The sequence below is a fragment of the Aeromonas sp. HMWF014 genome (assembly GCF_963878295.1).
GTDB lineage: Bacteria > Pseudomonadota > Gammaproteobacteria > Enterobacterales > Aeromonadaceae > Aeromonas > Aeromonas popoffii.
The window spans coordinates 6,312-25,713 of sequence record NZ_CAWNYS010000265.1 but is presented as its reverse complement, the minus strand read 5'-3'; the positions used below and the strand labels follow the sequence as shown (position 1 = coordinate 25,713).

Below are 19,402 nucleotides of genomic sequence, written 5' to 3'. Positions count from 1 at the left end.
ATCTTTGTCAAAGGCAAGGAGAGGGGGGCATGAACACCCGTGCCGAGCAGTGCGTCTATCACCAGATCTGGCGGCGGCAGTGAATCAAGCTCGCTCGCGCCGGCCATCAGCACAGTTCCCCCCAGCGCCAGCCACTCATCCGCGGCCCGTCTGGCATCCCCTTTCAGCTCGGCGGGGTCCCTCGCGGCGATAACCTGAGGCTCGAGACCGATCTGCCTGGCGAGACGGGCCAGCACATAGCCGTCCCCCCCGTTGTTGCCGGGGCCGACAAAGATCCACCAGTTGCGGCTCTGTGGCCAATGGTGGGTGGCATAGGTGCGCAGCGCCGCACCGGCACGCTCCATCAGGGCATAAAGTGCCTGCCCTTCACGCTCGGCCCAGCGCAGCTCCAGCGCGCGGATCTGTTCAGTCCGCCACAGTGATCGTGGTAAACTGCGCACCTCTTTACCGCTGATAGTATCCCTGATGACCTTTACCATGACGGCTCCTGACTTTCATCCATTGACCCTGGCTGACACGCTCTGGGCATCCGGTGCGGCAGATTTTCACTGCCGGTTGACCCAGGACATCAAGCCTTTGGACCAGATGCCGCATGAGCACGCCTGATTTTCACCGCAGGTTGACCCGGGACATCAAACCTTTGGGACTGAATGCAACATGAGCACGCCTGATTTTCACCGCAGGTTGGCCCGGGACATCAAGCCTTTGGGGCTGGATGCAGCATGAGCACACCTGATTTTCAGCAGTTGGCCCACGATATCAAGCTATGGGCGAGCGAGCTAGGATTTGACCAGATCGGCATCACGGACACGGATCTCAGCCTCGAAGAGCCCAGGTTGCAGGCTTGGCTGGATGCCGGCCATCACGGCAGCATGGACTACATGGCCCGCCACGGCATGATGCGAGCCAGGCCCCACGAACTGCTGCCGGGCACCCTGCGGGTGCTGTCGGTACGGATGAACTACCTGCCTTTCGAGGCCGGTTTTGCCGCCACCCTGCGCGACCCGACCCTCGGCTACATCAGCCGCTACGCCCTCGGCCGCGACTACCACAAGGTGCTGCGCAACCGCCTCAAGCTGCTGGGGGAGCGGATCGAGCAGCGCTGCCAGGCGCTGTTTCACACCGACCAGGACACCATGGGAGAGTGGCGCCCTTTCGTCGACTCGGCCCCCATACTGGAGCGGCCACTGGCCGCCAAGGCGGGACTAGGCTGGATTGGCAAGCATTCACTGTTGCTCAACGAGTCGGCGGGTTCCTTCTTCTTTCTGGGGGAGCTGCTGATCAGCCTGCCGCTCCCCCTGGATGCCCCGGTGGAAAAAGAGCTGTGCGGCAAGTGCGTGGCCTGTATCAATATCTGCCCGACCGGCGCCATCGTCGCCCCCTATGTGGTGGATGGGCGCCGCTGCATCTCCTACCTCACCATAGAGAACGACGGCCCCATCCCGGAAGAGTTCAGGCCGCTGATGGGCAATCGCATCTATGGTTGTGACGATTGCCAGCTCATCTGCCCCTGGAATCGCTATGCGAATGTAAGCCCGGAACCCGACTTCAAAGCGCGCCCCAACCTGCACCGCCCCCCTCTGCTAGAGCTGTGGCGCTGGAGCGAGAGCGAGTTTCTCAAGCACACTGAGGGGAGCCCGATCCGGCGTATCGGCTATCAGCGCTGGCGCCGCAACCTGGCGGTGGCACTCGGCAACGGCCCGGCCATCCCCGACGTCATAGCGGCGTTGCAACTCGCGCTGGACGAGGCTGAGCCCATGGTGGCCGAACACATAACGTGGGCGCTGGCAACCCTGGCCCGGCGCCAGCAGGATGACAGCAAAAAAACCCGTTTGCTGATCCGTTGCATCGAAAAAGGTTTACCAGACCACGCATAAGCGGCCTGCTCTTTGCCGGATACACGTCATTTTTTCATGCTCTGTCGACGGTAAAGCGTCGGCACTATAAAAGGAACAATCTGATGCAGATGTTGGGAGTGGATATCGGTGGCTCAGGGATCAAGGGATGCCTGGTCGATACCGAAACGGGCGAGCTGATTGGCGAGCGCCATCGTCTGGTGACGCCGCAACCGGCCACCCCGGCCGCCGTGGCACATACCCTCAAGGCACTGGTAGAACATTTCCAATGGAAGGGCCCGGTGGGCTGCGGCTTTCCCGCCACCATCCACAACGGCATCGCCAAGAGTGCGGCCAACATCGACAAGCGCTGGGTTGAGACCGATGCCGCTCACCTGTTTGCCGATGTGACCGGCCTGCCCTGCCATGTGCTCAACGATGCCGATGCGGCTGGCCTGGCCGAGATGCGCTTCGGTACCGGCAAGGATCGCAAGGGCGTCATCATACTCGTCACAATCGGCACCGGCATAGGCACAGCCGTGTTCGTCAATGGTCAGCTGCTGCCCAACACCGAGCTGGGCCACCTGATGCTGGAGGGCAAGGTTGCCGAGCACTACTGCTCCGATGCGGTGCGCAAACGCGAGGATCTCTCCTGGGGCCGCTGGGGCAAACGCTTCAACAAATACCTGGCCAGGCTGGAGTTTCTGTTCTCCCCCGACCTCTTCATTCTGGGGGGCGGCAGCTCCTCCAAGCTCGATAAGTTCATCGACAAGATTGAGACCCGGGCCCCCCTGGTAGCGGCCGCCAACCTCAATCAGGCCGGTATCATAGGCGCCGCCCTCCATGCGGCCGAACGCACCGCCGAACAGCAGTAAGGCGGCATCCCCACCTTGGGTCGATCATAGAAAAGGCCCGGCAGATGCTGGGCCTCTCTCATTACACCTGTGTAGCTAGACTATGCCCCCGTGCACCAGCCGGGTCAGGCGGGTCTGCTCGTGCGATGACTGCGCACTCAGCAGTGCGACCGCCTCTTGCGCCGGGCACTCGCGGGCCAGGTGGCCCAGCTCGCCGATGAGTTTCTCCTCCTGACGACACACCTGCTGCACTATGTCCTGAGTCTGGGCATGGCAGGCAACGACCAAGAAAACAGCGATCAGAACAAAGTGGAATGATTTGTGCCGATACGGTCGCGATGGCAGCATGACCAGGCAAATCTGAATCGAGACTAATAAAGAAGGATATAAGAACACATTTACCATGTGATATTCGGCAATATGGCTACACTGCCAAATACAATATTGATGTGAACCAGATCACCGTTCGCGTTAGTCGGCAGACGGGAATCCTTATCACTTTTTTAGACGTCTAAACGTCTAAATCAGCATTGACACAGCCATCCAGACATCTTAGCATCATCCTCCATGATGACAGAGTAACCCAGTGGAACCTCTGCCCAATTCACCCGCCTGTAGCGCCCTGTGCTTTAAGGCTGTTAGCACGGAAGAATCCATGATTAAGTTGAACGGTCTCAACAAAGTCTACGGTAAAGGCAGTGATGCCGTGCACGCCCTGCGTGACGTGAGCCTGCATGTGCCACAAGGCAAAATTTTCGGGGTGATCGGCGCCTCAGGGGCTGGCAAGAGCACCCTCATTCGTTGTGTCAACCTGCTGGAGCGCCCGACAGAGGGCCAGGTCATCGTCGATGGCCAGGACTTGGTCGCCCTGCCGGAGCGGGACCTGACCCTGGCCCGCCGCCAGATCGGCATGATTTTTCAGCACTTCAACCTGCTCTCCTCCCGTACCGTGTTCGCCAATATCGCGTTTCCGCTGGAACTGGCAGGCTGGAGCAAGTCCCAAATCCGGGCCCGGGTCGATGAATTGCTGGCCCTGGTCGGGCTGGAAGCCCGTGCTCATGCCTATCCGTCCGAGCTGTCAGGCGGTCAGAAACAGCGCGTCGCCATCGCCCGCGCCCTGGCACCGGCCCCCAAGGTATTGCTGTGTGACGAGGCCACTTCGGCCCTGGATCCGCAGACTACCCGTTCGATCCTGAGCCTGCTCAAGGAGATCAACGTCAAACTGGGGCTCACCATCTTGCTCATCACCCATGAGATGGACGTGGTGAAGGGGATCTGTGATGACGTAGCCATCATCAGCGACGGCAGTCTGATCGAGCAGGGCGAGGTCGCCTGGTTCTTCAGCAATGCCAAGACCCAGCTGGCACGGGACTTCATCCACTCCACCATACATCTTGAGGTTCCGCAGGAGTATCAGGACAGGCTAAGTGCAGAGCGGGTGGCCAACAGTTATCCGCTGGTGAAGCTCGGCTTTACCGGTAGCACAGTCGATACGCCACTGATTTCCGAGGCGAGCCGTCGCTTCAACATCGATATCAGCATACTGAGCGCCGATATCGAGTACGCCGGGGGCGTCAAGTTCGGCTTCCTGCTGGCAGAATTGTTCGGGGATGAGGCCCAGTGCGAGGCGACCCAGCAGTTCCTGATCGACAACCATATTCAGCTGGAGGTAATGGGTTATGTCCGAAGCAATGATTAATCTGCTGGTCACAGCACTCGGCGATACCCTGCTGATGGTGTTTGCCTCCGCCCTGTTTGGCTGCCTGCTCGGCCTGCCGCTGGGCGTTGCACTGCACGTGACCAAGGCGGGCCAGATCCTGGCCAACCCGGCCCTGAACAAGTTGCTCGGCATCCTAGTCAACATTGGCCGCTCCGTGCCCTTCATCATTCTGCTGGTCGCCATCATTCCGCTGACCCGGCTGATTGTCGGCACCAGCATAGGCACCATAGCCGCCATAGTGCCGCTGACCATAGGTGCCGTGCCCTTCATCGCCCGTCTGGTGGAAGGCGCCCTGATGGAGGTGCCGGACGGCTTGCTGGAAGCTGCCAAGGCCATGGGTGCCAAACCCTTGCAAATCATTACCAAGGTGCTGCTGCCCGAGGCCCTGCCCGGCATCGTTAACAGCGTCACTATTACCCTGGTCACGCTGGTGAACTACTCTGCCATGGCCGGTGCCATCGGCGGCGGTGGTCTGGGTGATGTGGGTATTCGCTACGGCTATCAGCGCTTTGACCCCACTGTCATGCTGGCAACCGTCGTCATTCTGGTTTTACTGGTTCAACTCATCCAGAGCGCAGGTGAGCGCCTGGTCAACACATGTGATCATCGTTAATCGTCGATTGCTGACAGGAGGTTTTTATGAAATTTGGCATTAAATCCGTTGCGGCTGCCCTGCTGGCTGGCCTGGTTCTGACCGGTTGTGGTCAGAAAGAAGAGAACAAGACCCTGAAAGTGGGTGCCATCGCCGGGGCGGAATCCCAGCTGGTGGAAGCCGCGGCCAAGGTCGCCAAGGACAAGTTCGGTCTGGATGTCGAAGTAGTTACTTTCTCCGACTTCGCCACCCCGAACGTGGCCCTGAACGATGGCAGCATCGATCTGAACGCCTTCCAGCACAAACCGTATCTGGATAGCCAGGTCAAGGATCGCGGCTTTGATCTGGTGCCGGTCGGCAACACCTTCGTCTACCCCATCGCCGGCTACTCCAAGAAGATCAAGACCCTGGCCGATCTGAAAGAGGGTGCGCAGATCGCCGTGCCGAACGATCCGACCAACCTGGGTCGTTCCCTGATCCTGTTGCAAAAGCAGGGCCTGCTGACCCTGAAAGAGGGCACAGGCCTGGAAGCGACCGTGCTCGACATCGCCAGCAACCCGAAGAAGCTGAAGATTGTTGAACTGGAAGCAGCCCAGCTGCCCCGTTCCCTGGAAGACGTGGATCTGGCCATCATCAACACTGTCTACGCCTCCCAGATCGACCTGCTGCCAAGCCGTGACGGCTTGTTCGTGGAAGACAAGGACTCCCCCTACGTCAACCTGCTCGTTTCTCGTGGCAACAACAAGGATGACGCCAAGGTGAAGGAGTTCGTCCAGGCCTTCCAGAGCGATGAAGTGTACAAAACTGCTAACGAACTGTTCAAAGGTGGCATCGTCAAAGGTTGGTAATCGCTCACTCTGCAAAAAAGGCCACGCCAAGCGTGGCCTTTTTTATTGTCGCGGTTATCATAACCGGGAGCACGGCAACACGAACATAACAGAACATGAAAAAATGGTATCTGGCCTACTGCAAGCCAAAGGAAGAGGCCCGCGCCCGCGCCCATCTTGAAGCCCAGGGGATTGCATCCTATTACCCCATGGTCGAAATCGAGAAGCTGCGGCGGGGCAAGCGTGTCCCGGTGCGGGAACCCATGTTTCCCAACTATCTGTTCATCTATGTGGATCTGGAAGAGGTCACCCCTGTCACCCTGAAATCGACCCGTGGCATCAGCCGTATCATCCACTTTGGCAAGGAGTGGACCTCCATCAGCAGCCAGCTGGTCTATCAGTTGATGAGCCGCGATGACAGCGACGAGGCGAGAGCCAGCTACGCCAACCTGCCGACCCAGGGCGACAAGGTGTTGATCGAATCGGGTCCATTAGCCGGGTTCGAGGCCATCTATCTGGAACCGGATGGGGAGAAACGCGCCATCCTGCTGGTCAGTCTGCTGAACCAGGAGACATCCAGCAGTTTCGACAATCAGGCCTTCCGCCGTCTGGACTAGCCCTCATCTGGCGTCCATGGCGAGCAACGCCTCACTCCTGCTGGTCAGTCTGCTGAACCAGGAGACCAGCAGCAGTTTCGACAATCAGGCTTTACGCCGTCTGGACTGATAAGCAAACGGGCCCACAGGCCCGTCTCAGTTTATCTGTTTCCTCCTCACTATCGGCCATCAGGCATCCAGCTCGAAGCGGTTGATGACGGACGTCAGCCGTCCGGTATCCTGCGCCAGTCGGGCCACTATCTCCTCCCCCTGCCGACTGCTCTGGCTGGATTGCCTCATCCCGCAGCAGGGCCGGTAACGCCAGCTCCAGTAGATTCGTTTCGGCATGTACCCCGGCACTCAGTCTCCGATCAGACCCGGTAACCGTTCGCGCCAGGAGTCATGCCATCCCATCAATTCATCACGCGGCATGGGTCGGGCGGAGAAGAAGCCCTGACACACATCGCACCCCAACTTGGCCAGCAGTCGCCAGGTCAGCTCATCCTCAACCCCCTCGGCGACCGACTTGAGCCCCAGTTTGCGGGCCAGCTCGATACTTGACTCTATTATGGCCAAACGTGAGGGATCCTCATAGCAGCGATCAACGAAGGAGCGATCCAGCTTGAGCTCGGTGAAAGGCAGCAGGGCCAGCTGCTGCATGGAGGAGTAGCCGGTCCCGAAGTCATCGATGGAAAGCCCAAAGCCATGCATGCGCAGACGGGTCAGCACCTCCAGCGACTTGCCCAGATCCTTCACGAACGAGCTCTCCGTCACCTCCAGGGTGATGAGCTCGGGGTTGATACTCCAGCGCTGACACTGGTTGATCAGGGTGTTACAGAGATCCCCTTCGATGAGGGAGGTGGTGGAGAGGTTCATCGACAGGTTGAGGGAAAGACCAGTCCGCTCCCACAGGTGGCCATCGCGCAGGGACTTGCTGATGATCACCTCGGTCAGCTGGTCGATAAGACCATTGTGCTCCGCCAGCGGAATGAAGCGAGCCGGCGAGATGAGGCCGTAGTCCGGATGTTGCCAGCGTGCGAGCGCCTCCATGCCGACCCACTGCCCCGAGCCAAAGCTCACCTTGGGCTGATACCAAGGCAGCAACTGATCCTGCTCCAACGCCCGACTCAGCACATCCAGGGTCAGGCTGTGGCCGTCCTCCTCCTGGGCCCGTTCCTGTTGTGGCCGCCAGGCGCCAATCAGCTGGCTGATCTGCTGCTGGCTGGAGGGCTTCTCGATACGCCCCAGCACCTGCAGACCATAGGCAGCGCTCATCCGCAGCACGGCTTCGACCACGTCATCTTCCAGCGCGCTGGAGAGGATAATGCCGCCACGAAAACCGCCGAGGGAGAGACGGCGCAGCAACGCCATGCCATCCATGCCGGGCATGCGCAGATCGCAAAACAGGATGTCGACCTGATGACGCTGACACATGGCCAGCGCCTCCAATCCGTCCTGGGCCTCCAGCAAGGAGGAATAACCGAGCCCACGGATCTGGTGCATCAGTGCCTTGCGCTGGAACGCGTGGTCTTCCACCACCATGATCACCAACTCATGCTGTGTTTTGTTCATCGAGCCATAGTCCAATTTCGCGTGTAATAGAATTCATCAGCGCCAGTACTGTCTGGCTCAACTCGGTGAGTTCTTCCAGTTGCTTCAGACGGGCCGCCGCTTCGAGTCGGGCAGCTTCCTCTGCCAATGCCAACTGTCCTACCATGCGGGCAGCGCCCTTGATGCGGTGCGCCGTCTCCACCAGGGCATGGGTATCTTGGCAAGCCACCGCCTGCATCATGTCATCGCCATCCTGTCGGTTGGAATCCAGGTACTCTTGCGCCATGCTGCGGGCCACCTCATCATCCCCGAACAACGAGATCCAGCGCTCTCCCTGCTGCCTGGCCGGTTCAGTAGACTGTGGCGCCGCCTCGTCCGCCGCCTCGTCCGCCGGCACGACCGCCGGCAACCAGCGGGCCAGCATCTGGCGCAGGGTATTCAGGGTGTAGGGCTTGAACAGCATGTCGTTCATGCCGGCCTGCTGCATCTGCAGGCCGGCCCCTTCCGACGTATCGGCCGTGACACCGATGATGGGAGCCTGTTCCCCCTGTGCCCGCAGGGTCCGGGTCAAGGTGTAGCCATCCATCACCGGCATGTGACAGTCGGTCAGCAGCAGGGAAAAATCCTGCCCCTGCCAGGTACGCAGCGCTTTTTCGCCATCGTCCACCACCTCGGCGTCCACCCCGAGAATGCCAAGCTGGCGCGCCAACAGGGCGCGATTGATGGGATGATCGTCGGCCACCAGCACCCGCCCCTGCAATTGAGCGGCATGGGCCTGCACCGGATTGATCGCTTTTTCCCCCAGCAACTGGTGGCAGGTCTCCAGCAACAGATCGGGGTAAAGCGGGGATTGACCCAGGCGCCACCAGGCATCCGAGTCCATGCGGCCGCGCAGCGCTTCCAGCGGGGAGAGCACTATGCCCTTGAGGGCGGATTGCTGCAAACGTGTCGACCACTCGCTGCCCAGCGCCTGCTCGAGCCAGCCCTCCTCCGCTAATAACAAACCACTCACCGGTTGCTGCCACTGTTGGGGGGCCAGACGATTCAATCTGGCCCCCAGCCGCAGCATGGCAGACTGCAGGGCCGCATCCTCGCCAAACAGCCACCACTGCTGACCTGCCAGCGGCGGCGCATCCCATTGGCACTCCGTAAGCGGGAAACAGAACGTCAGCCGGGTTCCCTGACCCGGTTTGCTCTCAAGAGCCAGACTGCCCCCCATTTTCTGGGCCAGCTGATGACAGATGGCCAGTCCCAGCCCGGTGCCTCCGAAGCGTCGGGTTATGTCGGACTCCACCTGCTCGAACGGGGTAAACAAGCGATCCTGCTTCTCTTCCGCGATGCCGATACCGGTATCGCTGACGGCGATAAACAGTTGTTCAACGCGATAGCTGACCTGGATACGGATCTCTCCTCGCTCGGTGAACTTGACCGCATTGTTGAGCAGATTGGAGAGCACCTGCCCCACCCGCACGGCATCGATACGGGCCAGATCCGGCACCTCGATCGCCCACTCCAGCGCCACCTTCAACCCCTTGCCATGAGCCAGTGTGGCATGGCCACGGATCACGTCGCAGATCACGGAGGAGAGGCGACAATCCTGATAATGCAGTTGCAACTGGCCCGCCTCTATCTTAGAAAAGTCGAGCACATCGTTGACAAGATAGAGCAGGTTGTTAGTGGAGGTGATGACGTTGCGCAGCATGTAGCGCTGATCCTCGTTCAGCTCGCTCATCTGCAACAATTCCAACATGCCGTGCATGCCGGAGATGGGAGTCCTGAGCTCGTGGCTCATGGTGGCGAGGAAACGGCTGCGCACCTGCATCGCCTGCTCCGCATAGGCACGTGCCTCTCTCAGATCGTTCTCCTGGCGCTTGAGTGCAGTGATGTCCTGGATCACCCCGTTGAGGATCAGATTTCCCTCATCCTGCGGCACGAAACTGCCGCGCACCTGCAAATAGCGATCCCCTTCGGGACGCTCGACCCTGACCTCCAGATCGAGCCGCGCCAGCGTCTCGGCATGATTGGCCAACTTGCTGACAAAATCCTGCAGCGCCTCTTCGGTAAAGCCGAACACCTCGCCGCCCGACTCGGCCGACAGCATATCTTGCTGACTGGCGCCCAGGATCTCGCTCGCCCCCTGGGAAGCATAGAGGAAGCGGCCCTTGCCAGGCCCCTGCCACAGATATTGATAAACGATGCCCGGCATGCTGTCGGTGATCTGAGTGAGCCGGGTCTCCGCCTGACGGGCCCGCGCCTCGGCCTCCTTGATGCGAGTCACGTCGGTCAGCACAGTCAGTACACCCAGCATGTCGCCGTTCGGGGAGCGATAGGGGCGCTTGGTATAGATGACGTGGAACATGGCGCCATCTTGGCGGCGGCTGTACCCCGCCCCTTCCAGCTGCTCACCGCTCTGCCACACCTCCAACTCCTCCCTGAGCACCCGCTCCTGCTCCTGGGGCGGCATGTCGTCGAGATCGTCGTAATCATCACCGACCTTGGCCCCGATGAAGGCATCCCGGTAGGCCTGGTTGCTGAGGGTGATACACTGCTCACGATTTCGCAGCGCCACCATGTTGGGCAGGGAGTTGAGCAGGGTCTGCACGAAGGTCAGCTGCTCGTTCAACTTGTCCTCGGCCAGCTGGCGCTGGACGATTTGGCGGCGCAGCGTGCGGTTCCAGCCGATGAACAGCAAGGCACTGAGCAGGAAGGCGCCGATCCCGAAAAAGGACCAGCGCATCACGGTCGCCGGATTGATGCCGGTCTGGATGGTGAGGGAGAACCACTTCTGCTCCAGCCTCGACAGCTCGTCAGGACGGATGGAGAGCAACACCTTGGTCAGGATCTGCTGCAGCATAGGATCTTGCTGATGCGTCGCCATGGCGATGGGCACTCGCAACTCGTTGCCGGAGAAGACCACCTGATAGCGGTTATTGAATCCTTTTTGTAGCGCCAGTTGCAGCCTCTGCATGCTCATCAGCACATAATCGACCTCGTGTCGATCGAGCAGGGGCAACAGCCTGGTGTCATTGCTGACCGTCACCGGATAAGCTCCCAACGCCTTGAGCAGCGACTTCTCGATCGTACCTGCGACGATTCCCACCCTTCTCCCTTTGAGCTGATTGAGATCCTCAAGCTCAACCTCACCATGCCTGGCCACAAGCAGCCTGTGGATGAAAGCGTATTCGGGGGTAAACAGAGAAAATTGGCGGCGTTCGGGGGTCGGCGTCATGGCCGGGATGAGATCCAGCTTGCCCGCCTTGAACAGCGCCTGAGTCTCGGCCCAGCTGCTGGTCGGCACCAAGGTGAACTGGAGGCCGGAGCGCATGCTGAGCAGCTTGAGCAGATCAGCGAGGAATCCCTTGAACTGGCCGCTGCCGTCTATCTCACTCACCGCTGGCCAGTCGGGGGCGACGCCGAATCTCAGGGTCGGGTGCTGCGCCAACCACTCCAGCTCGCTCTGGTTGAAAATAATCTGGCGAGGGCCATTGGCCAGTTCGTAGTCGACTATGCCGCCGGTCTCCAGAATGCGGCGCCGTTCATTGAGGGGAATATCGTTGAGTGCCAGCTCCAGCAGTCCCTGCAGGCCCTGATTGCTGGGGCCCACCGCGATGGCCACCGAGGTATCCGTCACCCAGTCCGGGGTGATCACCTTCAGATTCGCCTGCTGTTGCAGACGCTGCAAGCGAACAAGAGCAGGCAGATCCGCCAGATAGGCATCCGCCAGGCCCCTCTTCACCATGAAGACAGCCTCTTCGCTGCTGTCCGCTTCCGCCAGATGCGTCATGCCCAGCTCAGCCAGCGTCTCACAGGAGCTGAAACTATGTTCACACACCCAGCGCAGTTGACGGGCAGCTGTCAGGGTCAGCTGGTCATCCCCCTTCGCCAGCAGAATGCCACGGGGCATCCCTACGAGATCAGAGGTAAAGCGCATCTGTTGCTGCCGCGACTGGCTGGGGGTCACGCCGAGCAACATGTCGACCTCGCCATCGAGCAAGGCCTGCTGGGCTCCGGCATAGTAGGGGTAGGTCTTGTAGCGCAGGGTCAGCCCCAGTCGGCTCGCAATCAGAGAGGCAAAATCATCCAGCGGGCCGCTGTAACCACCCCGGCTATTGGCATAGACATAAGGGGGCCAGGCCACCGAGGGCATGCCGACCACCAGATCGCTGCGTGTGGCGAGCCACAGGCGCTCGGACAGCCCCATTCGATCCTTGTCCAGACCGGTTTCTGCCGCGGCGGCAAGGCTCCAACAAGCAAGCCAGCACAACAGGAAGGCGCGATAGCAAAGACGCAACATGGACAACTCCTGAATAGATCGGAGAGCGATGATAAAGATTTTGGCAGAATGTGCGAATGAAAATTCGGAACCAAACTCAAGCGGATACGAAAAATGACAGACCTAAGCCGAAGGCGAGTGAGTAAAGCATTTTTTTGACTAAATATTCAAATTTTTAATAAAAAAACAGCGCTATGGTGAAGGCGTCAATTGGGCTGAAACCCTTGATCTGGCTGGCATCCAATAAAAAAAGGGAGGCATAATGCCTCCCTCACTCTTTGGCCCTTATACCTCACGGGCTGAGACTAAAACAATCTTAACTGACTGGCATTAAGGTCTAATCCTGCCATCTTCTTGCAAGAAGGGGCCTGACCCCTTCCTGTCAGGTTATTCGATTCCCAAGCCGGAAGCCGGTTTGATACTCCTGCTCACGGACGTGGGCGATCTGCACATTCTGCCCTTCCAGACCTATGTCTTTCAGCAAGGCTGGCGAGAGGTGCAGGTAAGAGGTGCGGCGTTCCAGCCGGGTGATCCGTTTCTGAACCAGGGATTCGACGGTGCGCAGCAGGGTCAGTTCGATAGACATGATATTCTCCAGTTGAACGTGCGGTTCTCCCGGAGAGAGGCAATCACCCTGCGGGACAACCGCGGGTGATGAAAAAGCAGGTGTTACCTGTTTCCTCCACGCGGTAGAAAAAGAGCACGAGTCTTCGCGCTGCCAATGCAGCGATCGAACGCAACGTTTAGCATTGAATGTTGCATGATCGTCTCCTTACCGTGTGAAAGTTGAACAAGTTGCCACAGTCTAAAAAAAGACCGAATTTTATACAAGAACCTCCCCCCCATATGGGGAGTGAGTCATCTGTCAATATCCAGACGAGACACAGAACTCTCGCCCATCAGCCGCACACATCAGGCCCCGGACTGCACGCACAGGATTTGCCTAGCGCGTGTCAGATCCCGGACAAGAGGCGGAACTCTTCCAGCGCATAGGTATCCGTCATGCCACTCACATAGTCGAGCAGCAGCCGCACCCGGTAATACCACTCCTGTTCGGCACCCTTGTCGAAACGGGGATCCCGGCTGGCCACCGCCAACCGGTATGCCTTGAGATGACGGGCCGACAGGCGGTGAAACAGGCGGCGGGCGAAGAACAGCTCGCTGCCCCCCTGCCCGGCCAGCAGTCGCTCGAACTGGCTGGCGGGCAATGCCAGCAGACAGGCATAGGTGGAGAGCACACCACGCAGGGCGGCATAGCCTTCCAGCTCCAACGCCTCAACCTCGGGCCGCATGAACACCTGCTCGCGGGCCACCTGCTTGAGGGTGTCGAGCACCATAGCCGCCGGCACCTGACCGTGCAGCAACGCCTGGGGATAGGCACCGCTCAGGATGAGCTCATGCTCGCTCACATAGGTGTGGGCGGCCAGCGCGATCAGATCCCGGGTAAGGTGCTGGCGAAAATGGGGGAAGAAGCCTCTGTCAGAGGCGGTGGCATCCGCCAGCAAGCCCGCCATGTAGGCCCCCTCATCGGCCCGACGCAGCGCCTGTTGCAATTCGCTCAGGCTGAGAATGCGCCTGTCCACCGCATCTTCGAGATCGGCGATGCAGTAGGAGATATCGTCGGCCGCCTCCATGATATAGACCAGCGGGTGGCGGCAACCGGGCGCCAGTCCCAGGCTCTGGCTCAGGGAACGGTAGAGGGGTTGTTCACTGAAGAAGATACCACGCTTGCTGGCCCAACCATGATGTTGGCCGTCGTGCAGGGGTTGCTGCGGATATTTGCACAGGGCGGCCAGCTGCCCCAGGGTCAGATTCAGCTCGTGCAGACTGTGCACCAGCCGCAGGCTCTGGGCATTGCCATCAAACACCAGCAGATCCTGGCGTAATGCGGCCCATTGCGGGCTGGGCGCGGCCCCAAGCGCGGCGGCAAACAGCTCATCCAGCGCCTGCGCCAGCCACTGACTCATCACCTGCTCGCCAAAGTGACCGAACGGCGGGTTACCGACGTCGTGCAGCAGGCAGGACATCTCCACCAGATTGATGAAGGCCCCCTCACACACCGACCCCGCGGGCAGTGCCGCCAGAATGCGACGGCTGATTTGGCGGCCCGTCTCCTGCACCTCCAGCGAATGGGTGAGACGGCTGCGCACCGAAGCCTTCACATCCAGCGGGAAGACCTGGGTCTTCTGCTGCAACCGGCGCACCGGCGCGGCCTGCACTATGCGGGCGCGATCCAGCTCGGTCGCCTCCAGCAGATCTTCCTCACCCCAGGGGTGGCTGCGCAGTGACGGGATCAAACGCTGATACATGTTGTTTATCTCCTTTGGTGCGTAAAGAGGCGGCACGCGCCTCAGGAGAGCAGCCAGCGCTTCAACCTGGCGATATCGCCCGGGCACTCGCGACGCAGCGACTCTATCCAGTCCTCCACGTTCTCCCACCAGGCGGGATGATCCGGGCTCTGGATCAGCTGGGCCAGTTGCTGCAGCCGGCGCAGACCGATGGAGCCGGCCGCCCCCTTGATCTTGTGCGCCTCCTCCACCACCCCGGTTTGATCCTTGGCGATCATATTGGAATCGAGCACCGCCATGTAGTCGGGCATCATCTTCTCGAACAGCTCGACGCTGGAGAGCAGCACCGGCTTGCCCACCGTATCGGCGTAATCGGTGAGGAAGGGCAGATCTAGCAACTCATCCTGGCTACCCACATCGGCCTGCTCGTCCGCCTCATCGTCAGCCAGGTCGGCAAACAGGTGGCCAATCACCTCCCGCACCGCCCTGGAGCCCAGGGGCTTGTTAATCACATCCTGCATGCCGCGATCCCGATAGTACTGGCGATCGCCAGTGGCGTTGGCGGTGAGCGCCACCATGGGCGGCAGACTGTCGCTGTAGCGCTCAAGCAGTTGGGCCGCCACGTCAAAGCCGGTCATGTCCGGCAACTGGATATCCAGCAGGATCAGGTCAAAGTCATCGGGATTGGCCATGGCCAGTGCCTGGGCACCGTCCCGCGCCACCTGTACCTGATGACCCAGCTTGTTGAGCAGGGCGCAGGCCACTGTCACGTTCAGCTCCACATCCTCCACCAGCAGGATATCGAGGGAGGGCATCTCGGGCTCGGCTTTGGCGGACTGAGGCTCGACACAGTCCACTTCCAGCTCGGCGGTAAAGCAGGAGCCCTCACCCGGGTCGCTGTCCACGTAGAGCTGACCGCCCATGGCCTGCACCAGCTGACGGGAAACGGCCAGACCGATGCCGGTGCCGGTGGCGTGCTTCTTGCCCTGCACCTGATAGTACATGGCGAAGATCTTCTCCTGCTGGGCGCGAGGAATGCCGACGCCGGTGTCCTCCACTTCGAAGTGCAAGGCCAGCTTGCCCGGCTCATCGGCCGCGTGGGAGAGGCAACGTACCGTCACCCCGCCCTCATCGGTAAACTTGACCGCATTACCCACCAGGTTCCACAACACCTGACGCAGCCGGGTGCCATCGGTCATCACGAATTGCGGCATGTCACCATCCCGGTCGAAATGCAGATAGAGCCCCTTCTGCTCCGCCTGAATACGCGACAGCGTCTCCAGCTCGTCGAGGAAGGCGGGCAGGTCGATGGGGGTTGGTGCTATCTCCAACCGGCGCCGGTCGAGTTTGTCCAGATCTATGATGTCATTGAAAATATTGCCGAGCGTCACCGCACTCAGGTGAATGGTCTTGAGCTGTTGATGCTGCTTGGGATCGAGGGGGGTATCCATCAACATGCGACTGAGCCCTACTATGCCGTTGAGCGGGGTACGCAGCTCGTGGCTGATGGTGGAAATAAAGGTGGTCTTGTCGCGACTCGCCTTCTCCAGCTTGTCCTGATACTGCTTGCGCTCGGTGATATCGCGGCCAAAACCGAGCAGGCCGAGCCGCTTGCCGAAGCGATCGAAGAAGGGCACCTTGCGCAGCTCGAAGTAGGCCTTGCGACCATCCGGATACTCCAGCCACTGCTCATAGGTGAGCGGCTCGTTGCTGGCAAAGACCTGCTTGTCGGTCTCCACCACCTTGCTGGCGATGTCCTGCTTGTAGACATCGAACGGTGTCAGCCCGATGAGCTCGGCCTCCACCTTGCCGGTGAGCTCCTCCATGGCACGGTTGCAGCCGGAGAACTGCTCGTCTTCGTTGCGGTAGTAGACCAGATCCGGGGAGCAGTCGATAAAGGATCGCAGCAGGGCGGTGCGCTCACCCAGATGCAGTTGGGCCTTCTCGCGCTGGAACACCTCGTTTTCCAGATCCTCGATCGCCTGCTGACGCAGGGTCTCGGCCCGGTTGGTCTCGGCGATCTGGGCATTGAGGCGGCTGATGTTCTCCTGCAGCTGGCTGTTGAGCCCCAGATCCCGCTCGCGCATGTCTTGCAGCTTGCTCACCATGCGAGTCAGGCGCTGACGGGAATCCTCCAGCTGATCGACCACTATGGAGAGAAAATAGACGGCCCAGGGTGTCACCAGCAGGCCGAAGAAGACAGAGCGCACCAGGTCGACTATGTCCACTGTGCCGCGCAGAAACAGGGTCACGCCCATCTGGATGGAAACAGCCAGCACTATGATGCCCGTCGCCAGGAACATGCTAAAGCGCACCAGTCCCAGCTTGGTCATCAGGTCGACGTAGTATTGCGCCCAGGATTTGATTTGTTTCATCTTATTGTTTTCTCCCCATATTCGCCGAACAGAATACCAGCACGGCGCGCCGAACTCTTGTGCCGTTGCACGATTAATTATCGATTAATCTATGCCCCCGCATGCAGGGGGAAACTCGGTCAGCCAGGGTCAAGTCTGCGGCGCCAGCATGCTGGCCGCTTAATGCAACGAGATGATCTTGCAGGAGTCTTATCGATACGTACTCTCACCCGGCTGAGTCTTGGCCCGCTGGCAGTCAATGCCGCCCACGCCGCTCCGGGCGACATTCCGAAGCAGCCCGGCAGGTCCGGTTTCCTGCCCTGCGGGGTCAACGCCATCAGCTACAAGTCCAACCTCCATGCAGGAGAGGGCAGCAAGAGCCGCATTCATGAGCTCGGCGCCGCCGACAGCGAGAGCTGTCCGCCCTACAACGGCTAAGCCCTCCCCCAGCAGCAACAAGGCCACCTCATGGGTGGCCTTGGCATGCTCAGCGTTGGGCTGACGTCAGATACCGAGCGAGTCGAGCAAGTCATCATGATCGTTGACGACCGGTGCGGCCAACGGAGCCGGCTTGGCTGCCGCCAGCTTGGTCTGGGCGATCAGGGCATCCGGATCCAGCTCCTCCTCATCCATGCCATCGTTGTGAATGCGGATGAACTCTGTCCGGTCCATCGCCAACTCCAGATAGAAGATGTTGTTGCGGGAGGTGAAGAAGGTAACCCGGCGCGCTTCCGGATTGTCGAGGTTGGTGTCGACACTCAGCATCACCTGCTTGTTCAGCGCCAGCATTTTCGGCTGGTTCTGGGTAATGTGAGTCTGCAGATCCCGACCCACCTTGACGGTAAAGCTGCCAACTATCTGGTTCATCAGCTCACCCATGACGTTACTCACCTCGTCCGAGGTGTGCGAGATGGCGAGATCTTCCTTGGAAAGCCCCATGCTGAGCATGTAGCTCTCATAGAGCTCCATGGCCGCAGAGGCGGAGAAGTTGATCACTACCAGGCCGGAGAAGCCGCCATCAAACAGCACGAAACAGCCGATATCCGGCTTGAGGCAGGTCTTGCTGATCCGCTGCACCATGCCGGAGAAACGCACCTGACTCATGGTCGCCGCACTCAATACATCCGTAACCGAATGACACAGACTCAGCAGCACATCCTCTGTGGTCAATACGGTATCGTTGTCGGCTCTTGTCACTATCATGGGACCTTCCTGAACATCGAAAATGGGCTTATCTATACCATAACTCTAACAGATAACGCGGCTTGGGCTTCGAAATAGCGAGCCGCCTCTCACTTGACTCAATTGTCAGCAACAAGCGGGGTGAAGCCAGCCAGATGAGCGAGTTTGAGGCGCCAACTGGCGGCCTCTTGCTGCAAGCTTGCCTCGTCATAAGGCAAGGAGGAATGCGCCCCCCAGATGGGACCTGGCCATGCCCGATCCGTGGTAAAGCGGGCGACATGATGCAGATGCAGCTGCGGCACCAGATTGCCGAGCGCCGCCACATTGATTTTGTCCGGCCGCAACGCCTGCTCCATCAGGGAGGCCAGGGCGCAAGACTCCTGCATCAGCTGTTGCTGCTGCGCGGGCGCCAGATGGTGAATTTCGCGCAAGTTGGCGACCCGTGGCACCAGGATGAGCCAGGGATACTGGCTGTCTTTGGCAAGCAGGACACGACACAGCGGCAGATCCCCGAGCACCTGGGTATCCGCCTGCAGGCGAGTATGCAATTCAAACATGAAGACCTCGTTGGATAAGGTGGGCGCAATGCACGAAAAGAGCGCCCACGTTACTGCAACGGGCCACAAACTTAAAGTCGCGGCACGGCCCAGCCGATGAAGCGCTTGCGAAGCTCGGGGTCGGCCGTGAGGAACAGCTGCTGCAACTGCCCTTCCAGCTCGCTGGCAGCCACAACGGGTTGCGCCCCGCTAGCGAACGTGGCAGTTGGCTGTGCGGATATTGCTCCCGCCGTCAGCGCCGCCTTGCCGCCGCTGCGGTTGTATTCAGCCAGTTTGCCGCTCCAGTCCACCCCAAGCAGCATGCCGCTGGTCACCAGCGCATCCTGCTGAGTATCGAGCGCCTGACCATTGGCCTGCAGCGTCACAACTGGCCCCTTGGCATAGGCCACCATCGCCTGCTCATCGGCAGGCTGTTGGGCCACCAGCGTCAAGCGCTGATTGCTGGCCTGATAGCGCATCACCTGTGGCTCGGACCGCACCTGACGATCGTTTTCGCTGCTATTGCGGCTCGGGATCACCCCCTCATAGCGCACCAGCAGTTGCTGCTCTCCGTCCGCCAGGGTAGCGTGCTGCTCGTCCTGCCAGGTGCCACTGCTCACCGCCAGGATCTGGAAATCCGTTGGCACCACCACCTCGACCTCGGCCTGTGCCGTACTCATGCCCGTCGCCGCGCACAGCAGCGTCAATCCAATCCAACCCTGAGAACCTTTCATGTTTGCTCATCTTCCTGATCGCTGTGATGGGCGCAGGGTAACAACCGAAGATGACAGAAA

18 protein-coding genes are annotated in these 19,402 nt (G+C 60.0%); 7 read left to right on the top strand and 11 right to left on the bottom strand.

The window, feature by feature from the left end; genetic code table 11:
• Positions 1–479: NAD(P)H-hydrate epimerase (locus AAC083_RS10775; protein ID WP_219927880.1), on the bottom strand; the 479-nt coding region annotated here is incomplete at its 3' end.
• 243 nt (positions 480–722) lie between these two features.
• Here AAC083_RS10775 and queG point away from each other — a divergent pair.
• On the top strand, positions 723–1,877 hold the full coding sequence (queG, locus tag AAC083_RS10770; protein WP_108536573.1) for a tRNA epoxyqueuosine(34) reductase QueG: 1,155 nt from the start codon (positions 723–725) through the stop codon (positions 1,875–1,877).
• A gap of 83 nt (positions 1,878–1,960) precedes the next feature.
• Entirely contained in the window at positions 1,961–2,710 is a 750-nt protein-coding gene (gene ppgK, locus AAC083_RS10765; protein ID WP_042035131.1) for a polyphosphate--glucose phosphotransferase, read from the top strand.
• Between the two features lie 75 nt (positions 2,711–2,785).
• On the opposite strand, the gene AAC083_RS10760 is transcribed toward ppgK, so the two are convergent.
• The gene (locus tag AAC083_RS10760; protein WP_181364718.1) at positions 2,786–2,977 is read right to left on the bottom strand and encodes a hypothetical protein; all 192 of its coding nucleotides are present in this window, start codon (positions 2,975–2,977) and stop codon (positions 2,786–2,788) included.
• 367 nt (positions 2,978–3,344) lie between these two features.
• Here AAC083_RS10760 and metN point away from each other — a divergent pair, with 367 nt between their 5' ends.
• The 4 genes from metN to rfaH all read left to right on the top strand — a co-directional run bounded on the left by metN (position 3,345) and on the right by rfaH (position 6,445).
• On the top strand, positions 3,345–4,388 hold the full coding sequence (metN, locus tag AAC083_RS10755; RefSeq protein ID WP_108536572.1) for a methionine ABC transporter ATP-binding protein MetN: 1,044 nt from the start codon (positions 3,345–3,347) through the stop codon (positions 4,386–4,388).
• Positions 4,369–5,022, top strand: coding sequence for a methionine ABC transporter permease (locus tag AAC083_RS10750; RefSeq protein WP_042865698.1), 654 nt, complete (start codon positions 4,369–4,371; stop codon positions 5,020–5,022). The genes metN and AAC083_RS10750 overlap by 20 nt, the downstream gene beginning before the upstream one ends.
• A gap of 26 nt (positions 5,023–5,048) precedes the next feature.
• Positions 5,049–5,849, top strand: coding sequence for a methionine ABC transporter substrate-binding lipoprotein MetQ (metQ, locus tag AAC083_RS10745; RefSeq protein ID WP_108536571.1), 801 nt, complete (start codon positions 5,049–5,051; stop codon positions 5,847–5,849).
• A gap of 95 nt (positions 5,850–5,944) precedes the next feature.
• Positions 5,945–6,445, top strand: coding sequence for a transcription/translation regulatory transformer protein RfaH (gene rfaH / locus AAC083_RS10740; RefSeq protein WP_042035136.1), 501 nt, complete (start codon positions 5,945–5,947; stop codon positions 6,443–6,445).
• A 168-nt stretch (positions 6,446–6,613) separates the two neighbouring features.
• Here rfaH and AAC083_RS10735 read toward each other — a convergent pair whose 3' ends face one another.
• From AAC083_RS10735 to arcB, 6 genes are all read right to left on the bottom strand, one after another.
• A complete protein-coding gene (locus tag AAC083_RS10735) occupies positions 6,614–6,772 on the bottom strand; it encodes a hypothetical protein (RefSeq protein ID WP_181364717.1) in 159 nt (52 codons plus the stop codon).
• A gap of 12 nt (positions 6,773–6,784) precedes the next feature.
• Positions 6,785–7,996 carry an EAL domain-containing response regulator gene (locus AAC083_RS10730; RefSeq protein WP_181364716.1) on the bottom strand — a complete coding sequence of 404 codons (1,212 nt, stop codon included), beginning with the start codon at positions 7,994–7,996 and terminating at the stop codon, positions 6,785–6,787.
• Positions 7,977–12,269 (bottom strand): ATP-binding protein, encoded by a 4,293-nt coding sequence (locus tag AAC083_RS10725; RefSeq protein ID WP_108536570.1) that lies wholly within the window; start codon positions 12,267–12,269, stop codon positions 7,977–7,979. Before AAC083_RS10725 ends, AAC083_RS10730 begins: the two co-directional genes overlap by 20 nt.
• A 361-nt stretch (positions 12,270–12,630) precedes the next feature.
• Positions 12,631–12,834, bottom strand: coding sequence for a hypothetical protein (locus AAC083_RS10720; protein WP_042039391.1), 204 nt, complete (start codon positions 12,832–12,834; stop codon positions 12,631–12,633).
• 367 nt (positions 12,835–13,201) lie between these two features.
• Positions 13,202–14,557, bottom strand: coding sequence for a dGTPase (gene dgt / locus AAC083_RS10715; RefSeq protein ID WP_108536569.1), 1,356 nt, complete (start codon positions 14,555–14,557; stop codon positions 13,202–13,204).
• 41 nt (positions 14,558–14,598) lie between these two features.
• On the bottom strand, positions 14,599–16,911 hold the full coding sequence (gene arcB, locus AAC083_RS10710; protein ID WP_108536568.1) for an aerobic respiration two-component sensor histidine kinase ArcB: 2,313 nt from the start codon (positions 16,909–16,911) through the stop codon (positions 14,599–14,601).
• Between the two features lie 162 nt (positions 16,912–17,073).
• On the opposite strand from arcB, the gene AAC083_RS10705 reads away from it, so the two are divergent.
• Complete coding sequence (locus AAC083_RS10705) at positions 17,074–17,328, top strand: hypothetical protein (RefSeq protein WP_181364715.1); 255 nt, start codon at positions 17,074–17,076, stop codon at positions 17,326–17,328.
• 66 nt (positions 17,329–17,394) lie between these two features.
• On the opposite strand, the gene AAC083_RS10700 is transcribed toward AAC083_RS10705, so the two are convergent.
• The 3 genes from AAC083_RS10700 to AAC083_RS10690 form a co-directional block, all read right to left on the bottom strand.
• The gene (locus tag AAC083_RS10700) at positions 17,395–18,093 is read right to left on the bottom strand and encodes a DUF3334 family protein (protein ID WP_108536567.1); all 699 of its coding nucleotides are present in this window, start codon (positions 18,091–18,093) and stop codon (positions 17,395–17,397) included.
• Between the two features lie 98 nt (positions 18,094–18,191).
• A complete protein-coding gene (locus tag AAC083_RS10695) occupies positions 18,192–18,629 on the bottom strand; it encodes an HIT domain-containing protein (protein WP_108536566.1) in 438 nt (145 codons plus the stop codon).
• A gap of 71 nt (positions 18,630–18,700) precedes the next feature.
• Positions 18,701–19,342 (bottom strand): DUF2057 domain-containing protein, encoded by a 642-nt coding sequence (locus AAC083_RS10690; protein ID WP_108536565.1) that lies wholly within the window; start codon positions 19,340–19,342, stop codon positions 18,701–18,703.
• Positions 19,343–19,402 lie beyond the last annotated feature (60 nt).